Annotated in this window: 14 protein-coding genes; 7 read left to right on the top strand and 7 right to left on the bottom strand. The window is 58.2% G+C overall.

Annotation, left to right across the window (positions count from 1 at the left end; genetic code table 11):
* Positions 1-10 precede the first annotated feature (10 nt).
* Positions 11-427: a cupredoxin domain-containing protein gene (locus NDI65_RS21530; protein ID WP_310894352.1), complete on the bottom strand. Its 417-nt coding sequence runs from the start codon at positions 425-427 to the stop codon at positions 11-13.
* Complete coding sequence (locus tag NDI65_RS21525; protein WP_310894351.1) at positions 424-3,147, bottom strand: heavy metal translocating P-type ATPase; 2,724 nt, start codon at positions 3,145-3,147, stop codon at positions 424-426. Before NDI65_RS21525 ends, NDI65_RS21530 begins: the two co-directional genes overlap by 4 nt.
* A 375-nt stretch (positions 3,148-3,522) precedes the next feature.
* Here NDI65_RS21525 and NDI65_RS21520 point away from each other — a divergent pair, with 375 nt between their 5' ends.
* The 4 genes from NDI65_RS21520 (at position 3,523) to NDI65_RS21505 (ending at position 9,048) form a co-directional block, all read left to right on the top strand.
* Entirely contained in the window at positions 3,523-3,726 is a 204-nt protein-coding gene (locus NDI65_RS21520) for a YHS domain-containing protein (protein WP_310894350.1), read from the top strand.
* A gap of 101 nt (positions 3,727-3,827) precedes the next feature.
* On the top strand, positions 3,828-5,093 hold the full coding sequence (locus NDI65_RS21515; RefSeq protein ID WP_310894349.1) for a hypothetical protein: 1,266 nt from the start codon (positions 3,828-3,830) through the stop codon (positions 5,091-5,093).
* Positions 5,094-5,376: 283 nt separating this feature from the next.
* The gene (locus NDI65_RS21510; protein ID WP_310894348.1) at positions 5,377-8,076 is read left to right on the top strand and encodes an HAD-IC family P-type ATPase; all 2,700 of its coding nucleotides are present in this window, start codon (positions 5,377-5,379) and stop codon (positions 8,074-8,076) included.
* Between the two features lie 213 nt (positions 8,077-8,289).
* On the top strand, positions 8,290-9,048 hold the full coding sequence (locus NDI65_RS21505; RefSeq protein ID WP_310894347.1) for a hypothetical protein: 759 nt from the start codon (positions 8,290-8,292) through the stop codon (positions 9,046-9,048).
* A gap of 7 nt (positions 9,049-9,055) precedes the next feature.
* Here NDI65_RS21505 and NDI65_RS21500 read toward each other — a convergent pair whose 3' ends face one another.
* The 3 genes from NDI65_RS21500 to NDI65_RS21490 all read right to left on the bottom strand — a co-directional run bounded on the left by NDI65_RS21500 (position 9,056) and on the right by NDI65_RS21490 (position 12,358).
* Positions 9,056-10,450 (bottom strand): NAD(P)/FAD-dependent oxidoreductase, encoded by a 1,395-nt coding sequence (locus tag NDI65_RS21500; RefSeq protein ID WP_310894346.1) that lies wholly within the window; start codon positions 10,448-10,450, stop codon positions 9,056-9,058.
* 82 nt (positions 10,451-10,532) lie between these two features.
* Positions 10,533-11,042: a hypothetical protein gene (locus NDI65_RS21495; protein WP_310894345.1), complete on the bottom strand. Its 510-nt coding sequence runs from the start codon at positions 11,040-11,042 to the stop codon at positions 10,533-10,535.
* Between the two features lie 239 nt (positions 11,043-11,281).
* On the bottom strand, positions 11,282-12,358 hold the full coding sequence (locus NDI65_RS21490; protein ID WP_310894344.1) for a cytochrome bc complex cytochrome b subunit: 1,077 nt from the start codon (positions 12,356-12,358) through the stop codon (positions 11,282-11,284).
* 72 nt (positions 12,359-12,430) lie between these two features.
* Between NDI65_RS21490 and NDI65_RS21485 the strand changes: the two genes are divergently transcribed.
* Positions 12,431-13,696 (top strand): NAD(P)/FAD-dependent oxidoreductase, encoded by a 1,266-nt coding sequence (locus NDI65_RS21485; protein WP_310894343.1) that lies wholly within the window; start codon positions 12,431-12,433, stop codon positions 13,694-13,696.
* 168 nt (positions 13,697-13,864) lie between these two features.
* Positions 13,865-14,755, top strand: coding sequence for a universal stress protein (locus NDI65_RS21480; protein WP_310894342.1), 891 nt, complete (start codon positions 13,865-13,867; stop codon positions 14,753-14,755).
* Positions 14,756-14,834: 79 nt separating this feature from the next.
* Here NDI65_RS21480 and NDI65_RS21475 read toward each other — a convergent pair whose 3' ends face one another.
* Together NDI65_RS21475 and NDI65_RS21470 are read right to left on the bottom strand one after the other, a co-directional pair.
* Positions 14,835-15,188 (bottom strand): hypothetical protein, encoded by a 354-nt coding sequence (locus tag NDI65_RS21475; RefSeq protein ID WP_310894341.1) that lies wholly within the window; start codon positions 15,186-15,188, stop codon positions 14,835-14,837.
* Positions 15,189-15,481: 293 nt separating this feature from the next.
* Complete coding sequence (locus NDI65_RS21470) at positions 15,482-16,462, bottom strand: transposase (RefSeq protein WP_310894340.1); 981 nt, start codon at positions 16,460-16,462, stop codon at positions 15,482-15,484.
* Between the two features lie 189 nt (positions 16,463-16,651).
* Between NDI65_RS21470 and NDI65_RS21465 the strand changes: the two genes are divergently transcribed.
* The gene (locus tag NDI65_RS21465; protein WP_310894339.1) at positions 16,652-16,849 is read left to right on the top strand and encodes a heavy metal-associated domain-containing protein; all 198 of its coding nucleotides are present in this window, start codon (positions 16,652-16,654) and stop codon (positions 16,847-16,849) included.
* Positions 16,850-17,174: the final 325 nt, after the last annotated feature.

Below are 17,174 nucleotides of genomic sequence, written 5' to 3'. Positions count from 1 at the left end.
GGAAGGAGGCTTATTCGACTATTACTTTCCCTCGCAGCATTCCCATCTGGCATTGGAACGGTATTTCACCCGGTGAATCTGGGGTGAACTCTACCGTTACCGTTTCTCCCTCTGGAAGTTTGGCAGATCTCTCGATTTTATCGAAGACCACCATCTCACTGCACAGCGCCGACTCGCGACGTGTGAAGTGAAGCTGCACGGGTTTGCCGCGCTTCACGACGATGACGTCTGGATCGTACCCCCCTTTGACTGTGATTGCCACCTCCTGTATGCCACCAGTCTCAGTGATCTGGAGCCCGCTCTCCTCGTAGAGCCAGAAGTACCATACGATGCCGACAATTCCGACGACTCCGACAATGTTAACGATGAGCTGTACGGGGCCCATTCCAAGCACCTCGATTCCAGTTTGGAGGGCGAGGAGGCTCATGCTGACACCTCCGCCGCGTCTGCTGTCGGGGATCTCCGTTCGGTGGGTTTTTCCGCGTCAGCGAAACTCTTGGCTTTGAAGAAGCGCAGTCGGTTGGCATTGGCGACGACGGTCACACTCGATGCCGCCATGGCGGCCCCCGCGAGAATTGGCGAGAGCAAGACCCCGAAGAACGGGAAGAGAACGCCGGCTGCAATGGGGATTCCAAGTGTATTGTAGGCGAAGGCCCCGAACAGGCTCTGCTTCGCGTTGCGCATCGTCACCCTGGAGATCTCGACCGCGTAGGCGACTCCTCTGAGGCTGCCGCTGATCAGCGTGATATCACCGGCTTCGATGGCGACGTCAGTCCCCGTCCCGATCGCAAAGCCCACGTCAGCTTCGGCCAGTGCAGGGGCGTCGTTGATTCCATCACCGACCATACCCACGGTCTGCCCACCGGCCTTGAGCTGGCGGACCTGCTCGGCCTTATCCTCGGGCAACACGTCGGCCAAGACCCGGTCGATCCCGACTTGGCTTGCGATCGCCTGGGCCGTGCGCTCGTTGTCGCCGGTGATCATGATGACTTCGAGCCCCATTTCGTGCATCACCTCGATCGCCTCGACCGAATCGTCCTTGACGGTATCCGCAACTGCCACCACTCCGGCAACTTGGCCATCAATGGCGACGTACATCGCGGTCTTTCCCTCGCCCTGAAGACGCTCCACGTCTTCGTCGACGGTGACTGTGTCGAGGGCATCTCGGGTCATGAGCTTACGGTTGCCGACGAGAACTCGCATCCCTTCGACGTCGGTTTCCACCCCGTGACCGGGAACCGCGTTGAATGTCGCTGGGTCGACGAGGTCGGTTCCGCGTTCTCGCGCCCCGTTCACGATCGCCTCTGCGAGCGGATGCTCGGACGGAATATCCGCACTTGCCGCCATCTTCAACACGGTTTCGTCGTCGAACTCTGGCGTCGAAATGACGTCTGTCAATTCGGGTTTCCCCTTGGTGATGGTGCCGGTCTTATCGAGGACGATCGCGTCGAGTTTCGAGACGGTCTGGAGTGCTGCGCCGCTCCGAATCAGAACGCCCTGTTCGGCGGCCTTTCCGAGCCCTGCGACCATACTCAATGGCACGGCCATGCCGACCGCACAGGGACAGGCGATAATCAAGACCGTGACAGCCGCGACGACCGCGAACGCCAGCGCGGGGGTGGGACCGAAATTGAACCACGCGAGGAACGTAATGATGGCGATGATCATCACAATGGGCACGAAATAGCCGGATACCACGTCGGCAAGACGAGCGATCGGAGCTTTGCTCCCCATGGCATTCTGAACCAGCTTGACAATCTGTGCAAGGGCTGTGTCCTTGCCGACCTTCGTGGCCCGGAACCTGAAGCTGCCTGTGGTGTTGACCGTCGCACCGATGACCTCGTCGCCGACCTCCTTGTCAACGGGGAGGCTCTCACCGGTGACCATCGACTCGTCGATAGCTGAGGTTCCTTCGACGATCACCCCATCGACAGGGATCTTCTCGCCGGGCCGAACGACAACGATGTCACCGACCTCAACCTCTTCGACCGGAATTTCAACTTCTTCCCCATCTCTAATTACCCGAGCAGTTTTCGCTTGAAGGTCGAGCAACTTCCGGATGGCCTGACTGGTCTGTCCCTTGGCCTTCACCTCGATCGCCTGCCCAAGTACGACGAGCGCGGTAACGACCGCCGTCACGTCATAGAAGGGTTCGGCGGTCCCCGGGGGAAACAACCCTGGGAAAAGGAGCGCAACAGTCGAGTAGATCCAAGCGGCGCTCGTCCCCATCGCGATGAGCGTATTCATGTCTGCTGAATGGTGTTTGAAGGCCGCCCACGCACCAGTGAAGAACTGCCGTCCCGAGTACGCCATCACTGGGAAAGTGACTACCCCAGAAAGTATGAACAGCAGTTGGATTGTTCCTTCGGAAATATCCGGAGCAAATAGATAGGGGGCGTAGAGCCACTCAATGTCGGGGTAAGCAACCAGCATTGTCGGTACAGAAATTGCGGCAGCAAACCAGAACTTCCTCATCAAGCGCTTGTATTCCCGTTGATGAGCAGCCGTCTCCTCGTCGGCAGCAGCCTCCCCGTCGTCCTCGGAGGCCACAGTCGCTTCATTAGGGTCAGTGACAGCTACGTCTGCGGTCTCCGCGGTTCCGTCTTCGAGCACCTCCTCTCCCGTTACCCGACCGGAAACCGAGCAACCGGTAGATTCGATGGCTGTTTTGATTGCGGGAAAGTCTGTCTCGCTGGGGACATACGTGACGAGAACCGTATCAGTCCCTGGATTCACCGTCGCTTCGACAACACCGGGTGTCTCACGAAGCCTGTTTTCGATCGAGTTCACGTGAGACTCGAGGTACGTATGCTCAACCAGAATTCGCAAGTCGGCGGTTCCTACGTTGTACCCGGCGTTCTCAATCGTCTCGACAACCGCTGGAAGCGAGATCAACCCTGGCTCGTAGACAACATGGGCCTCTCCCAACGCATAGTTGACGTGTGCCGACCGCACCCCCTCTGTGGATCGGAGCACGCGCTCGATAGTCTGGACGCACGTCGCACAGTGGATATCGACGATGGGGAGCGTGACCGACAGTACCTCGGTCAAATCAGGATTATACCCGGTCGTGGCTGACCCAACGACTGGAGGTTCGCCACGCTGTTCGCCACCCTGTTCGCCAGGGGTATCTGGCTGGTCACTCATTGGTATTCTACTAAGGTGGCGTATGCTTATAAAGAACAAGGAGAATACCCGCGCCTTTACAGTAGGTGCCGAAGCTCGGAAGGGATTCGATCGATCACCAACCGGGGAGAGTAAAGCAATCTCGATCAACCGGCGTTCGCTCCCTAACTATACACGTTTGTCAGGCGGTCAGAGAGCCTCGAAAGAGACTGAAGAAAGTCTCGCCAGTCGGCAGCGGCGTGCTGATCCGGGCAGCCGGAGGAGGATGTCAATAATAGATAGGTGATTCCCGTGTCGAGGGAAGCTATAGGGATTATCGGAGATCTTCGGACATCACTGGGGAGTACGTCGGGTTTGCCTCTCGATTCAGTCTGACTGCGTGTTCCAACGGTTCCAATGACATATCGACCGAAACGGAGTTCGTTCTGTAGAATGAAAATCTACCCGATGAGCAAAAACGAGGCCGTCGACCCGGTCTGTGGCATGTCACTCCAGAAAAATGCTGCAGCGGCAACGGTAGAATACAGTGGGAAAACCTACTACTTCTGCAGTGACGACTGCAAGCAGAAATTCGATTTGACACCCGAGTCCTATCGGTAAGTCCCGAGAGCTTGGCCTTTCGTACCACTATCGTGAGAACGTTTCGAGCTTACGATAACTGAAATGAAAAGACCAATATCGCTCCTGGGAGCATCCTGTGTATGGATCAGGCTGGAAAGGTGGGTGCTGTCCTCCGGAATGCTCGGGTAAATGCCACAACGTCGTGGATTCTCTTGGGATGGGTGGGCGTTATCGCTGGTGGCAGTGTACTCGAGGGTGATCTCTTGTGGGCAGGGTTCGCAACGATGATCGTTGCAGTTGCCGTCGTCCCTCCCCTCGCGTTTCGACAAGGAACGGTCATGCCGCCGTGGGAAGTTCTGTTGCTCGCTACGCTCCCACTTACCGGTCGAGCGTTTAACATCGGTGGGTCGACGGAACTGCTCCTCTCCCATCTCTCGATTGCAGCGCTCGCGCTCATCATTGCGGTGGAACTGCACGTGTTCACAGCAGTTCGAATGACTGACTGGTTTGCGGTCTCGTTCGTCGTCGTCACGACGTTGGCGACGGCAGGTCTTTGGGCAGTTGTACAGTGGCTGTCCGACGGGGTTTTCGGAACACTGTTCATCCCGGATTTACGAACGCTCATGATACACTTCACTGGAGCGACGGTTGCTGGTGTTGGGAGCGGAGTCTTGTTCACGCTATATTTCCGTCGAATCACCGAATTGTATCGGCGCTGTTGTCCTGGCTTTCGTCCACAACACACAACAGTCGAGTCAGCCCGACCCCGAGTGAGACTCCGAGATCGTATTGGGATCTCCGAGCAACGCGAACGGCAGTTCGTTCGACTCTTGCAGGTATTGCTCATCGGTGTCTTTTTTGTTGGCTTGGCTCGTGGCAACCTGAGCATTATCGTTAACAGCGTGCTTGCACTCGTCGTTACACAGCTCCCGTCCATCCTCGAACGTGACTACCAGCTTTCCATGGATCCGGGGCTCGTCCTTTGGATCACTACTGCCGTTTCCGTTCACGCAATCGGGGCGCTCGGTCCCTACCAAGCGATTTGGTGGTGGGACAACCTCGCCCACGCGCTTTCCTCCTCAGTCGTCGCTGCAATTGGGTACACGACGATGCGGGCCATTAGCGAACACACCGCGGACGTTTGGATTCCACCGCGGGTGGTATTCGTGTTTATCCTGCTGTTCGTCGTCGCTGCGGGCGTTTTCTGGGAGGTTCTCGAATTCCTCGCAGGACGACTTGCTGCGGCCCTTGCAATCGAGGGTGTACTCATCCAGTATGGATTGCGGGATACAATGCTTGATCTTGTCTTCGACATCATCGGTGGACTCATCGTCGCAGTCTGGGGAACTGCGTATCTGACGGGGTCGGTTGAAGAACTGACCGCCTGGCTTGGTGACGGGAGGTGAGTTCGTGAACTCCCCCGCCCGACCGCGCTCAAGGCTACTCGCCCCTCGCTTATTGAGGACAGGGTTTTCTGTTCCTGTGTCGAAACATACATCCGACGTAGACCCAGCGGTTCTCGACTACGCACGCTATTTCCCTTACACACGGAAACAAACCGTGCGGGTGCTGTGTTCCCTCCCCACTCGCGCTTTGGTACTCGGTGAGGGGAGGGGAAGGGAGGGGAGGCTTAGCACCCTCAATTAAGATTAAGTTCACTTATGCCGACCTCTGACACACATCGATTCCATGACCGCCGCTTCAGATTCTGCTCTCTGGTATTCGATGTCTCGCGAAGCCGTCTCTGCGGAAGTCGATGCAACTGCTGACGGACTCACCTCAGAGGACGTAATGCGGCGACGCGAGGAATACGGTCCGAACCGATTACCGAGGGCGAAACCCCGGACGTGGTGGCAGATCGGACTCCATCAGTTCCAGAACCCACTCATCTACATCTTGGCTATCGCAGCGATCGTCTCCTTTGCGATCGGCGAAGTCACTGATAGTGGTTTCATCGTGGCCGTCCTGCTCCTGAACGCGATCATCGGCGGCGTACAGGAGTGGCAGGCCGAGCGGAGTAGCCAGGCGCTCCAGCAGCTGCTCCGCACCCGTGCGACCGTCGTCCGTGACGGGGAGACGCGCGAAATCGATGGCGAAGACGTGGTTCCCGGTGACGTTGTCCTGCTGGAGTCGGGCTACAGGGTTCCCGCGGACGTCCGTCTGCTCTCCACACACGGCCTCGAAATTGACGAGTCGGCACTGACTGGCGAGTCAGCGCCTGTGTTGAAAGACGAGTCGTGGTCGGTAGATGGGACAGTCCCGCTCGGCGACCGTCGGAACATGGCGTACGCGGGAACGGTCGTCAATCGTGGCCGGGGTCGCGGGGTCGTCGTCGAAACGGGCGCGGAGACCGTCGTCGGTCGGCTCGCCGAAGACGTCACGGCCGTCGAAGGCGGGAAACCCCCGCTCATCGTCCGAATGGAGCGGTTCACTCGCGTCGTCGGGGCCACGGTCCTCGTTGCGGCCATCGTCGCAGCACTCCTCGGGATCTTCGTCCGCCAGTACGACGCCTTCGAGATGTTCCTGTTCGCAGTCGCACTCGCCGTCTCGGCCATCCCCGAGGGACTCCCGGTCGCCATGACCGTCGCGCTGGGGGCGGCGAGCCGCCGGATGGCGAAGGTGGGCGTCATCGTTCGGCGGCTCGTGGCCGTCGAAGGACTTGGTAGCTGCACGATGATCGCGACGGACAAGACGGGGACGCTGACGGCGAACGAGTTGACCGTCAAGCGAGTACAACTTCCGGACGGAACGTCATTCGAGGTCACCGGTGAAGGATACACACCCGAGGGACAGGTCCTCCAAGATTCCCAGTCCCCGGATCCCGAACTCGAAGACGATCTCGCACGGGTCGCCCGTGCTGCAGTCCTCTGTAACGAGGGGCGGCTCTCCCGTCGGAACGATGAGTGGACGTGGCGTGGCGATCCGACCGACATCGCGTTTCTCGCGCTCGGGCAGAAACTCGGGTGGGATCGAGACACGGTGCTGCAGAAATACCCGCAGGTTGATGAGATCCCGTTCGAGCCGGAGTATCGGTTCTCCGCGACCTTCCACGAGGAAGATGGCTCGACGCGGGTGTTCGTCAAAGGGGCTCCCGAGCGGGTCCTGGAGATGTGTGATACCTCGACTGCGGACGAAAGCAACGCCGAACTCCAGGCACGGGCAACGGAGCTGGCCAGAGACGGCTACCGCGTGCTCGTCGTCGCCGAAGGCACTATCGACGGGGAACTAGATCCGGAAGCCCCGCCACCGGAGCCGTCGGGACTGACGTTCCTGGGCTTTCTCGGCATGATCGATCCGCTCCGACCCGGCGTGAAAGAGGCGATCGCTGCTGCTGGAACGGCGGGCATCACCGTCACGATGGTCACCGGTGATCATCCCGAGACGGCCCTGGCAATCGCACGGGAGCTCGGAATGGCCGAGGATCCGGACGAGGTCATGACAGGTGCGGACCTGGTCGATATCGATGCTGACTCGTTGCGGGAGGTGATCCAGCAGATTCGCGTCTTTGCCCGCGTCTCGCCGGAACAGAAGCTCCAGATCGTCGAGGCCGCACGGTCGGTCGGGCACTTCGTCGCTGTGACTGGTGACGGCGTCAACGACGCGCCGGCACTCCGGCAGGCGAACATCGGCATCGCAATGGGCCGCATGGGAACCGATGTCGCTCGTGACGCGGCCGAGCTCGTCATCAGTGACGACAACTTCGCGACGATCGTCGGCGGGATCGAGCAGGGACGCGTCGCCTACGACAACATCCGCAAGGTCATCTACCTCCTCGTGTCGACCGGCGCCGGCGAGGTCGTCCTCGTACTCCTAGCACTGGCAGCGGGCTTGCCCCTCCCACTCCTGCCAGCACAGATTCTGTGGCTGAATCTCGTCACGAACGGGATTCAGGACGTTGCCCTCGCGTTCGAACCAAAGGAGGACGACGTACTCCAGCGGCCGCCGCGGTCTCCGACGGAGCGCATCTTCGACCAGCTGATGATCGAGCGAACATTGATCGCAGCTGCAGTGATCGGCATCGTCGGCTTCGGGGCGTTCTGGTGGATGATCGGCCAGGGATGGGCCGAAGAGACCGCACGGAACCACCTCCTGTTGCTGATCGTCCTTTTCGAGATCGTCCATATCGGGAACGCCCGCTCCGAGACGAAGTCGGTGTTTCGGCTCTCCCCACTAAAAAGTCCGATCCTGCTGATGGGGACGACTGCTGCATTCCTGATCCACCTCGCAGCGATGTATCTTCCCCTTGGGCAGGCCGTCCTCGGGACGGCCCCGGTGGCGCTGGAGACGTGGGTCGTGCTCGGGGGCGTCGCGCTCACGCTGCTGGTTGCGATCGAGCTTCATAAGATCAGTTGGAAGCGGCGGCAATCCACAGCATCCGAGGACGAGTGAAATTCGGAGTAGAGAGCCTCGGAGTGGATTTGGTTGAAATAAATGGTCAAGGCCAAACCCTCACTTTTCGACTTGTTGTGAGTCTCGCAAGAACGTAGGCTATAATATCTCGTCTGTCGTTGTAGGGATCACCGTAGTTCGATACATTCCACGTTGTGCGATCGAATAGGCGAACAGAAGGTTCACGATGAAATTCACGTATCTACACCCCCCATGACGACTCAGAAAATGCTCTCCTTCGTCGCTGTCGTCCTCGTCGTCTTTGGAGCCGGTGCTCTGGGCTCCGAGATCGTGAGTGCCGGTTCCGAGAACAACCCTGAGGTCACTGATGCAGCAGGTGACGTTGCTACGCCATCCTTGGACATCACGAAGGCGTGGCTCCACGACGAGACGAGTCAGAGAATCAAATTCACGATGCAAGTCGCAGACCTCACTCCCGCTGAACAAGTCGACTATTACTACCACCTTCATTTCACCGTTCAGGCGCAGCCGAGAGGCATTCAGCCCGAACTCGGGCCAGCCAATCAAGGGACGTTGTATCACGCAAGCGGTGTCCTTCACTCGGACGGATCGACGGACGGGCGAGTCGATGTCTGGGTCAGCCAGGGTGACAGTGGGTACTGGAATCCCGTTCGGGAGACTACTGCCCAATCGGACTTCGACGCGAATCGCGTCACGGTTACGATTCCTCGACAGGCAATCGGCTCGCCGGACAGTGGAGACCGACTGACGGGGTTCTTCGCACATGCCTTCGCTGCCGATTCCCACGACGTCACCAAAGCAAGGGGTACACCTGATACGACAGCTTCGACCAACACAATCTACGAGTTCGGTCAGAATACGGGGGGTGAAATCCACCCCGGAGCGAGATCAGAAGCATCCGCGAGCCTACAGTTGGTCGTCGCAGGGCTGTTCGTCGTGATTCTGCTCGCCATGTCACTCGTGATCATTTTCACACCACGGCGTGCCTGAGCCGGTGTCATACGGTGTACTCGCTTTCGTGGATTTGCACGTATCCACGACGCTGAATCCGCCACTTCCGCCTCCAGTATTTGAACACCAATTTCGTCACGTCCCAGCTGGCCGTAACCGTCTGCGCCCGGATGTTCCCTCCGGCCTCAGAAGCAAGTAGCGCGTCCACGGCACCGAGGATGTGATCCCAGTCGAGTGGACCATACGACTCTACGAGGTCGGCAGCCGTCACGTTTCGCAGCACTTCGTCGCCGATGGCCTCCTTCCATCGATCGTTGTACGTCGAGAGGTCGCCCGTCGCGGCGAGCTCCCCCGCGATGCGGCCCGTTCTGACGGCGACGTGATCGCCGCCCTCGTGAAAGGCGCTCGTCGCCCCCATCGCACAGCCCGTGACCGCGATGCCTGCGGAGACGGGTGAGTCAATCGGTCGCGTCGAGGAGATCGGATACGTTTCTGTACCGTCGGATTTGCCAGCAGTTTTCACCAGCGGAAAGTCGCGCTCGATGTCGTACTCATCGCCGTACTGCCACTCTAGCAGCCGGCGAATGTACGTCCCGCCCGTTGGAATGTGGTCGTCCTCTGGACGGAGCAGTTCGTACTGGTCACGATTCTCGACTGAGGCAATGTCGAGGCCAATGGGCATCGTCAGCCCGACCCGACAGATGCGGTCTCGGTTGGGGAAGATCCACGGGTACGCAGTCCGGCCAGGAAGGACCCCCCACCAGAACGTGATGGTGTTCCGAAGTGTCTCGAACACGGCTTCAGGGACGCGACGGTACTCCTGATAGGCGATGTGGTTCACACGTGGTGAGGCGAGGCGGTCGCTGGCACGTACGTTCTCAGGGAGGTAACTGTCGAGTACGCTGTTGGTGATCGATCGTTGGGGGCCATCGGCGAGAATGAGGAAGTCAGCACCGACCGTCGTCTCGCTGTCGACTGTTAGGACGTGTCTCGGCCGGTTGTCGGTTGGCCGGGTATCTGGGTCCGTCTGGACGTTACGAACACGGGCTCCCACCCAATACTCGGCACCGGCCGCTTCTGCACGCTCACGCATCCAATCATCGAACCTGGTCCGATGAAAAGTGTAGCCAAAGTGGTCGTAAGAGGAGTCAATACGGGTATTGGACACTATGCACGTGGTGTTCGGGCCGATGAACGTTGCGCTGTCGAGTTTCTGTTGAACGATGCCGACGGGAATCTCATCGGGGTGGATTCCCATAATATCTACCCAGTAATCCAGAATACCTCCGGCATCGGTCGAATCAGGGCCAAGACCGGCGCGATCCGCTCGCGGGACACCCTTCTCGAGCACGAGGGTACAGGCACCACGGCTCGCGCTCGCATGCGCGGCTGCTGACCCAGCAGGTCCCCCACCGACGATAGCCACATCGACGTATTCCACACTAGCCATGTATCCACGCCAGCAACTTAAGCGCCAACGAATCCCTCAATCAGTAGATTCCTCCGACAGGGAGAGTGCTATCCTACTCCTGTCGAATCAACACCACTCCGGCGATGAGGCTCGCGATCAACAGTCCACCGATGATTGCTAGCTCTGTGGGGGACCTAGACCGGTCGAGGTCCATCAGCTCGTCAGATGGCGTTCGCTCGCCCGGTTCCGCACCCCCTTGAATCGTTAATTCGGTCGTCAATACCTCTCCTTCTTCGCTCGTCGCCCGTACCCGATAGGTTCCGGGCGGTGCATCATCTGGGATTTCGAACGATTGCTCGAAACCCTCCTCTTCGACGGCCACCGTTCCGAGTGCTCGCTCGAAAGCGATGCCGCTCAATGTGATCGTGAAATTCTCGCCCGCTTCTAGTTCCTCGCCGGTGAGGGTGACTGTCCCACCCGGTGCGACCGCAGTCGGGGAGACGCTGATTGACGCCTCACCGTGTGCCAGTACTGGACCGGACAACAAGCTCACGACGAGGGTGATTACGAGTAGTACGATGCTCAGGTGGGTGCGAGTGGATTCAGGGGTAAACTTACGCATCGGTTTCCTCCACCTGGGAATCAGGGGTTGGACGGTTGGACGGGGCGGTCTTGTACAGGATACGGATTGCGCCGAGGAGCGACGCCAGGAGCACGACGAGACTCACAAGCGCAAGGGCACTTCCGAATGGTGAGAGCGGCCCTGCGTCGAAGGCAACCGCTTGCTGCCACAGCCCGCCCGAGGCGAGCGTCGCGAGTCCGATCAGTACGAAGAAATTTCGAGTGACTAGGTGCATTGTGTTATCCCATCAGGTGTTCAGCTGGTTGGTTCACCCACGCGAACAGACCGAGAGCGATCAACACGACGAGCAGTACTGCCCCTGCGCCGACGACCCATCTGCGCCTGCGTGGCGAGCGCCACGTACTCCGGTCGACGAATGGGACGAGTGCGAGTAGTCCGAACAGCACGACTGCCCCCCAGAACAGTCCCTGGATTCCAGCGACGTCTTCTAGCGGGTAGAACGGGAGGAACATCCACGGTGGTTTGGTCACCTCGGCTCCTGGCACGCCCTCCATTCCCAGTGGGGCTGGGCGGAGCAGTGCGAGAAAGCCGGTGACAACGAACAATAGCAGTCCATAGCCGGTCATCCGCACCAGGTGGGTGGTGAAACGGCCTGTACCACCGCTGGTTGGTGGACCAGCAGTTGCGTCTTCGGTCGCCTCCTCAGAGATTCCGTGCATCTTGATCAGATACAGGTGAGCGATGATGAGCACAGTGAAGATGGCCGGGAGTACTGTTATATGGCCGATATACAGCCGGGTAAGCAATGGAACGCTGAGGGAGAACTCGCCACTGAACCACGTCCCCCAGAGACCGAGCAGTTCTGCAATCTCGATGTTGTGCGCCAGTGCTTCGACAGCTTCCTGATCCCATTTCAGCACGGTTCCAGTGAATATGAAGCCGAGTGTGACGGCCAAGAGACCGAGACCGATCAGCCAGTTCGCCTCACGGGGGCGCTTGTAGCTCGCTGTTGCGAACACTCGGCTCACGTGGAGAATGACGGTAACCATCACGAGGTTGGCGGTCCAGAAGTGAACGCTCCGCAGGAAATCCCCGAAGGGAACCTGCGTGATGAGGTAAATGACGCTTTGATGAGCTGTCGCGGGATTCGGGTCGTAAAACTGCGCCATGAGAACCCCCGTCGCGATGAGGACGACAAATCCAAAGAGGGTAATTCCTCCAAGCATATAGGGAAGTGAGTTTGCGTGTTCAGGGACGGGGTAGGCGAGGCCGGACAGACCAAGCCGTTCGTCAACAGCGCCCCAGAATCCAACCTGTTCCCGATCTGACTCCCGTACCTGATGCTCTTTACCCATACCGGCGACAATCGGTGCCAAGCCACATATATTTTGAGTGCGAGGATTGTACTATCCTGGGAGGATCTTCGCATGTCACAGATAGATAGTTCGAAGCGACGAGATCCCTTCCTTGATGGTGCTGCTCACTTTCCAGGCCTATCTGAGCAACCTGACTGTAGCGACCGGTCGGCAGCCATTATTGGCGGTGCGATGAGTGGCTTAGCTGCGGCTCATGCACTACACACCCTTGGCTACGACGTCGACCTGTATGAACGGCAGTTATACGCGGACAAACGGGTGAACTGCGGCGAGGCGATGACCGCCGGGTCGATGATTCCATTGGAAAAATCCACCGAGAACGGATTTTTAAATGGTGAGACGACATTCAACATCCAGATTTACACGAGTACCCGCGCCGAACGACATCTCGCCGGAGAAGGGTCGTTTCCCACCGCGGAAGGGTACGTGACGGACCGAAACGTCGTTGAACGGCAGTGGGCAGAACAGTTGTCTCGGGAAGGAGTGGCTATTACAACAGGTCAGTCCGTGACGAAATCTGAATACCTGTCGTTGGCTGCAGAGCATGATCTCCTCGTCGATGCGACTGGCCAACCTTCGATCACGAGTAAGGTCACTGGACGAACACACGAATACGCCGGCCACATGACCGCCCTCAACGCAGATGTCAAGGGCGACTTCTCTCAGCTGTATCCGGATTCATACATCGTCTTCGAGAACTATCTCGGATATGTCTGGGCGTTTCCAAAGACGCCCCAACGAGCAAACGTCGGGATTGGGTGGGGACAGCGCGATCTTCCAGACGACTATATGTCTGCGTTCCATGCCGCTTGCGAGCGCAATGGATTTCCAACCCCGACACGCGAACAAACGAACATCGCCATCATCCCACAGGGCCCGAGTCTAAACCCGAGTCGGTTGTTCCTCCCGGAGTATAACACCGTGCGAGTCGGCGACGCCGCCGGAATTGCGAATCGATTCTCGGGGAAAGGTATCTCACAGGCTGTCCACTCGTCGTACCTCATGGTCAAACTTGCCGCTGAGGATCGCCTCAACGAGTACCCTACCCAACTCCATCGACTGATGCGTGGTGAGTACCTTCTCGCCCACGTGGTTCGAGAGCTCCTCGAGTCCGGTGACGTTTCGTTACTCGGTTCTGTTCTCGATGCAGTGTCTGGAATTGATGTCGAAGCTGCTGACCGAGGCCCTCGGATTGTCCTCGACAGACTCATCGAGCATCCTCTTCTCTGCGCCCGCCTCATTTGCCGTCCGGCAACACTCCGACGGATTTACGACACATATACTGACCACTGGGAGTACACAACAATTGAGTCGTGATAGTCGACGAAGCCGTGAACCGCCTCGGGGGCATTCTCCTTGAAATCTGTAAACAGATCGCTCGCTTCCTCTGGTTCGTCCGTGTCCCTACCCGGGGTCTCGTCGTCTTCGCCCAACGGATCGATAGCCTACAATAAGGCTTAGTCTCCTGCCCGCCTACGTCGACATATGTACGGGTCGATTCTCATCCCTACGGATGGTAGTCAAGCGACTGCAACGGCAATCGAACACGGGCTCGGCCTTGCTCGAGCCTACGACGCGACCGCTCATGCGATATCTATTATCGACTCACGAACGTTCCACCTCGATAGCTTCGCGACGAGTTTCGAGGAGGCAGTCAAAAAAGAAGCCGAGGAGGCGGTCGAGAGCGTGATCGAACGGGCGACAGCGTACGGGGTAGAGGTCGTGAGCGACGTTCGCAGAGGATACCCGTCCGAAGCAATTCTGGAGTATGCAGACCAACACGATATCGACCTAATCACGATGGGAACCCACGGTCGGACCGGACTCGAGCGAACCTTACTCGGGAGTGTGGCACACAGAGTTGTCCGACGAGCACGAAGACCCGTTCTGACTGCCAGACTCCCTACAAACGATGCAGAAGAGGCACCCACGTCACCGGCAGAACCCACGTACAAGAATATCCTGCTTCCGACCGACGGAAGCAAAGGCGAACGGCGAGCTGTTGAACAGGGACTCGACATCGCACAGACCTTTGGTGCGACGGTCCATGTCCTCTACGTCGTCGACAGTCGAACCTATACGCCGTATCCGACAGGGAGATGGCAGGGTATCGAATCGAAATTACAGACCCAGGGTGAGCGTGCAACGAAGCGAATCACCACGCAAGCACGAGACGCGGAGCTTGACGTAGTCACGTCCATCGAAGAGGGGGTTCCTTCAAGAACTATCGTAGACTATGCATCCGATCACGACATCGATCTGATCGCGATGGGGACTCGTGGGCGATCCGGTCTCGACAAAATGTTACTTGGCAGTGTTGCCGAGAAAGTGGTAACAACTGCTCCAATGCCCGTCCTTACCGCGAGGACGCGCTAGAAGCGGCCCGTAGCGTTACCCCATCTAGAGCATCGGAGATGGTACGATGGGTACGGAGATCAGGAAGTGTTTCCTCGTCTTATTTCGATTGTTCGAGAGCCTCCCGTCGTTGTTCGTACTCCTCATCGGAGAGGTTGCCACGGGCGTACGCAACACGAAGTTCTTCCAAGGCGCGGTCATCAACGCCGAATGAACCGCGTGCGACAGCTCGATAGAGGACGTACCCGATCCCGACGAGGATGAGGAGCCACACGAGCATCATCCCGATGCCCCACAGCGGCGAGAGCCCTCCTGGGCCGACGCCGCCCCACCACCCCAGCATCCCCATCAGCGGGAACGCGAACACCATCATCAACATCGGGAAGAAAAGCAGCACTGCAAGTACGATGACGATGATTCGAATTAATGACCCGTCGGCTTCTCTTGTGGACACGTGTGTCTAGTCACCTCACTAATGATAAGGTAGGCGGCATACATAAATCCGAAGCCTCGAAATCGGGCCCGGTGTGGCTGATTTCGTCGTAGTGGTCAGTACTTTCGTCGACTAGCGAGCGAGCACCGCAACCGAATCCGTTCTCGGCTGGCGTACCGAGAGCGATTGCGTTCTGTTGGGATCGTGTTCGAGGCGACAGCTGGATAGCTCCGCTCGCATGTCCGGTCGAATCGGACAGCTCGCGACACATCGTCAATCAGTTGAGGAGTAATGAGGGGGTCACAGAATCATTGTCACACCTCGACTGAGGTCTTTCCGGGGTTGGCACCTCGTTCGTAATTGGCGATGGCAATCGCCAGCCGCAAGCAGAGGGCCAGAAACACATGCGTCTTCACGTGGACGCGGCCTCGGACGCGCGGCGTCCCGAGGCCGCAGTCTTTGCTTGCACCATTCGTTCGTTCGACTTGTGTCCGGCGATTGTACGTCTCTTCTAACACTGATTGCTTCAGGTGAATGTCGTCAGCGTGGTTCTCGATGCGGTCTTCGATCCTGTACTCGATATCGAGTGGATCGTTGGTGTTTCTCGGGTTGTACGGAGCCACCGGCACGACGGCCTCGTCAACGAGGTCGTCGTGCCACCCAAGCATGTCAAAGCTCCCATCACCGAGCATCCAAATCGGCGTGTCGACCTGTTTTTGCTGTGTAAAGGCCGCTGCAATCGGAAGTTTCGACCCTGTCGAGACGATCAGACAGCCGTAGCCGTAGTAGTAACTGTCCTCATCTTCGTCATTCTCCTCGTCTTCGTCCTCGTCATCTTCGTTCTCTGTGTCGTCTGATTCAGCCGTTGGGTCATAGTTCCACGTAGCGTCGTCATCGTCGGGATGAGCCTGCACATCTGTCGAATCGATTCGGAAGGCGTTGTCGAGCTTGCTAAATGCATCCTCGGCGACTAACGCGAAATCCGTGAAGAACCGATGAATCGACTGGTAGGACGGAGCACTTTCGAACCCACACTGTCGCCAGATCAGCTCATCGTGGAGTTCTCTGGTGACCGCTTTGACGCCGTAGATGTCTCGGCTGAAGCAGTAGAGCACTCCCTTGAACAGTTCTGGTGCTTCGTGTTCCCGTGTTCGCCCCCACGGGTCGGGGGCGAACACGGGGAACTCCTCCAAGAACGAGAGGTCAAGATGCTCGAACAACGCCAACGGTACCGTATCCACGTCTTTGAATAGCTCTTCGAACGAAGGATGATTCTGCGGGGTTGTGGCGCTCATGTTCCATTTGCCACTCCCCGCTCACTGGTGTGTCAACCTTTCTGTGACGCCCTCATATCTATCTGTAGGTATCCCGAATTACAATATTGTTTCCCAGCGTTGGGCTTCGTATGCCATTTCACTTCCAAGATAGACTTTGGATTCGAAGCAGAAACTGACAAAGATATCCCTCTCGTATGTACTGAGTGTATGACGCAAACCATCACTGTCGAGGGAATGACCTGCGGCCACTGTGTACAGACAGTCGAAGACGCGCTTCGAGAAGTGAGCGGCGTAACCGACGCGAACGCCGATCGAGAGGCCGAACAGGCGAGCGTCGATGGCGATGCTGACATCAAAGCACTCGTCAAAGCCGTCGAAGACGCTGGCTACACCGCCTCCGCCTGAGAAACGACAAAACGCACGCCAACGAACGCCCCGCCGTTCTCGTTCGATTCTGGCCCTCTCGATTGCGCCGCGCAGTATCAGGGTTTGGACAGCATAATAAGGGACGGCACCAATACCCACGCCATGAGCAACAATCCAGACCACGAGACATCCGAAAATCCCTCTAAAGAGGGGCACCCCTCGCATCAATCCGAAGGTCCCGTCTACTGTTGTCGAATTTGCCGATTGAAAGCAGATGCTGAAGCGCGAGCAACAGCCCACGCGTCATCCGAGCCGGAGTCCAAACTCCCGAAGGACGACACTCACACTGCGGCAGACGCCACCA

Source organism: Haloferax sp. S2CR25 (assembly GCF_031624535.1).
GTDB classification, from domain to species: domain Archaea; phylum Halobacteriota; class Halobacteria; order Halobacteriales; family Haloferacaceae; genus Haloferax; species Haloferax massiliensis.
This window is presented reverse-complemented; position numbering and strand designations above follow the sequence as displayed.

Excerpts from the sequence above, each read along its gene's own strand:
- NDI65_RS21530 (WP_310894352.1), bottom strand. The coding sequence starts at position 427 with ATGAGCCTCCTCGCCCTCCAAACTGGAATCGAGGTGCTTGGAATGGGC.
- NDI65_RS21525 (WP_310894351.1), bottom strand. The coding sequence starts at position 3,147 with ATGAGTGACCAGCCAGATACCCCTGGCGAACAGGGTGGCGAACAGCGT.
- NDI65_RS21520 (WP_310894350.1), top strand. The coding sequence starts at position 3,523 with ATGACATATCGACCGAAACGGAGTTCGTTCTGTAGAATGAAAATCTAC.
- NDI65_RS21515 (WP_310894349.1), top strand. The coding sequence starts at position 3,828 with ATGGATCAGGCTGGAAAGGTGGGTGCTGTCCTCCGGAATGCTCGGGTA.
- NDI65_RS21510 (WP_310894348.1), top strand. The coding sequence starts at position 5,377 with ATGACCGCCGCTTCAGATTCTGCTCTCTGGTATTCGATGTCTCGCGAA.
- NDI65_RS21505 (WP_310894347.1), top strand. The coding sequence starts at position 8,290 with ATGACGACTCAGAAAATGCTCTCCTTCGTCGCTGTCGTCCTCGTCGTC.
- NDI65_RS21495 (WP_310894345.1), bottom strand. The coding sequence starts at position 11,042 with ATGCGTAAGTTTACCCCTGAATCCACTCGCACCCACCTGAGCATCGTA.
- NDI65_RS21490 (WP_310894344.1), bottom strand. The coding sequence starts at position 12,358 with ATGGGTAAAGAGCATCAGGTACGGGAGTCAGATCGGGAACAGGTTGGA.
- NDI65_RS21485 (WP_310894343.1), top strand. The coding sequence starts at position 12,431 with ATGTCACAGATAGATAGTTCGAAGCGACGAGATCCCTTCCTTGATGGT.
- NDI65_RS21480 (WP_310894342.1), top strand. The coding sequence starts at position 13,865 with ATGTACGGGTCGATTCTCATCCCTACGGATGGTAGTCAAGCGACTGCA.
- NDI65_RS21470 (WP_310894340.1), bottom strand. The coding sequence starts at position 16,462 with ATGAGCGCCACAACCCCGCAGAATCATCCTTCGTTCGAAGAGCTATTC.
- NDI65_RS21465 (WP_310894339.1), top strand. The coding sequence starts at position 16,652 with ATGACGCAAACCATCACTGTCGAGGGAATGACCTGCGGCCACTGTGTA.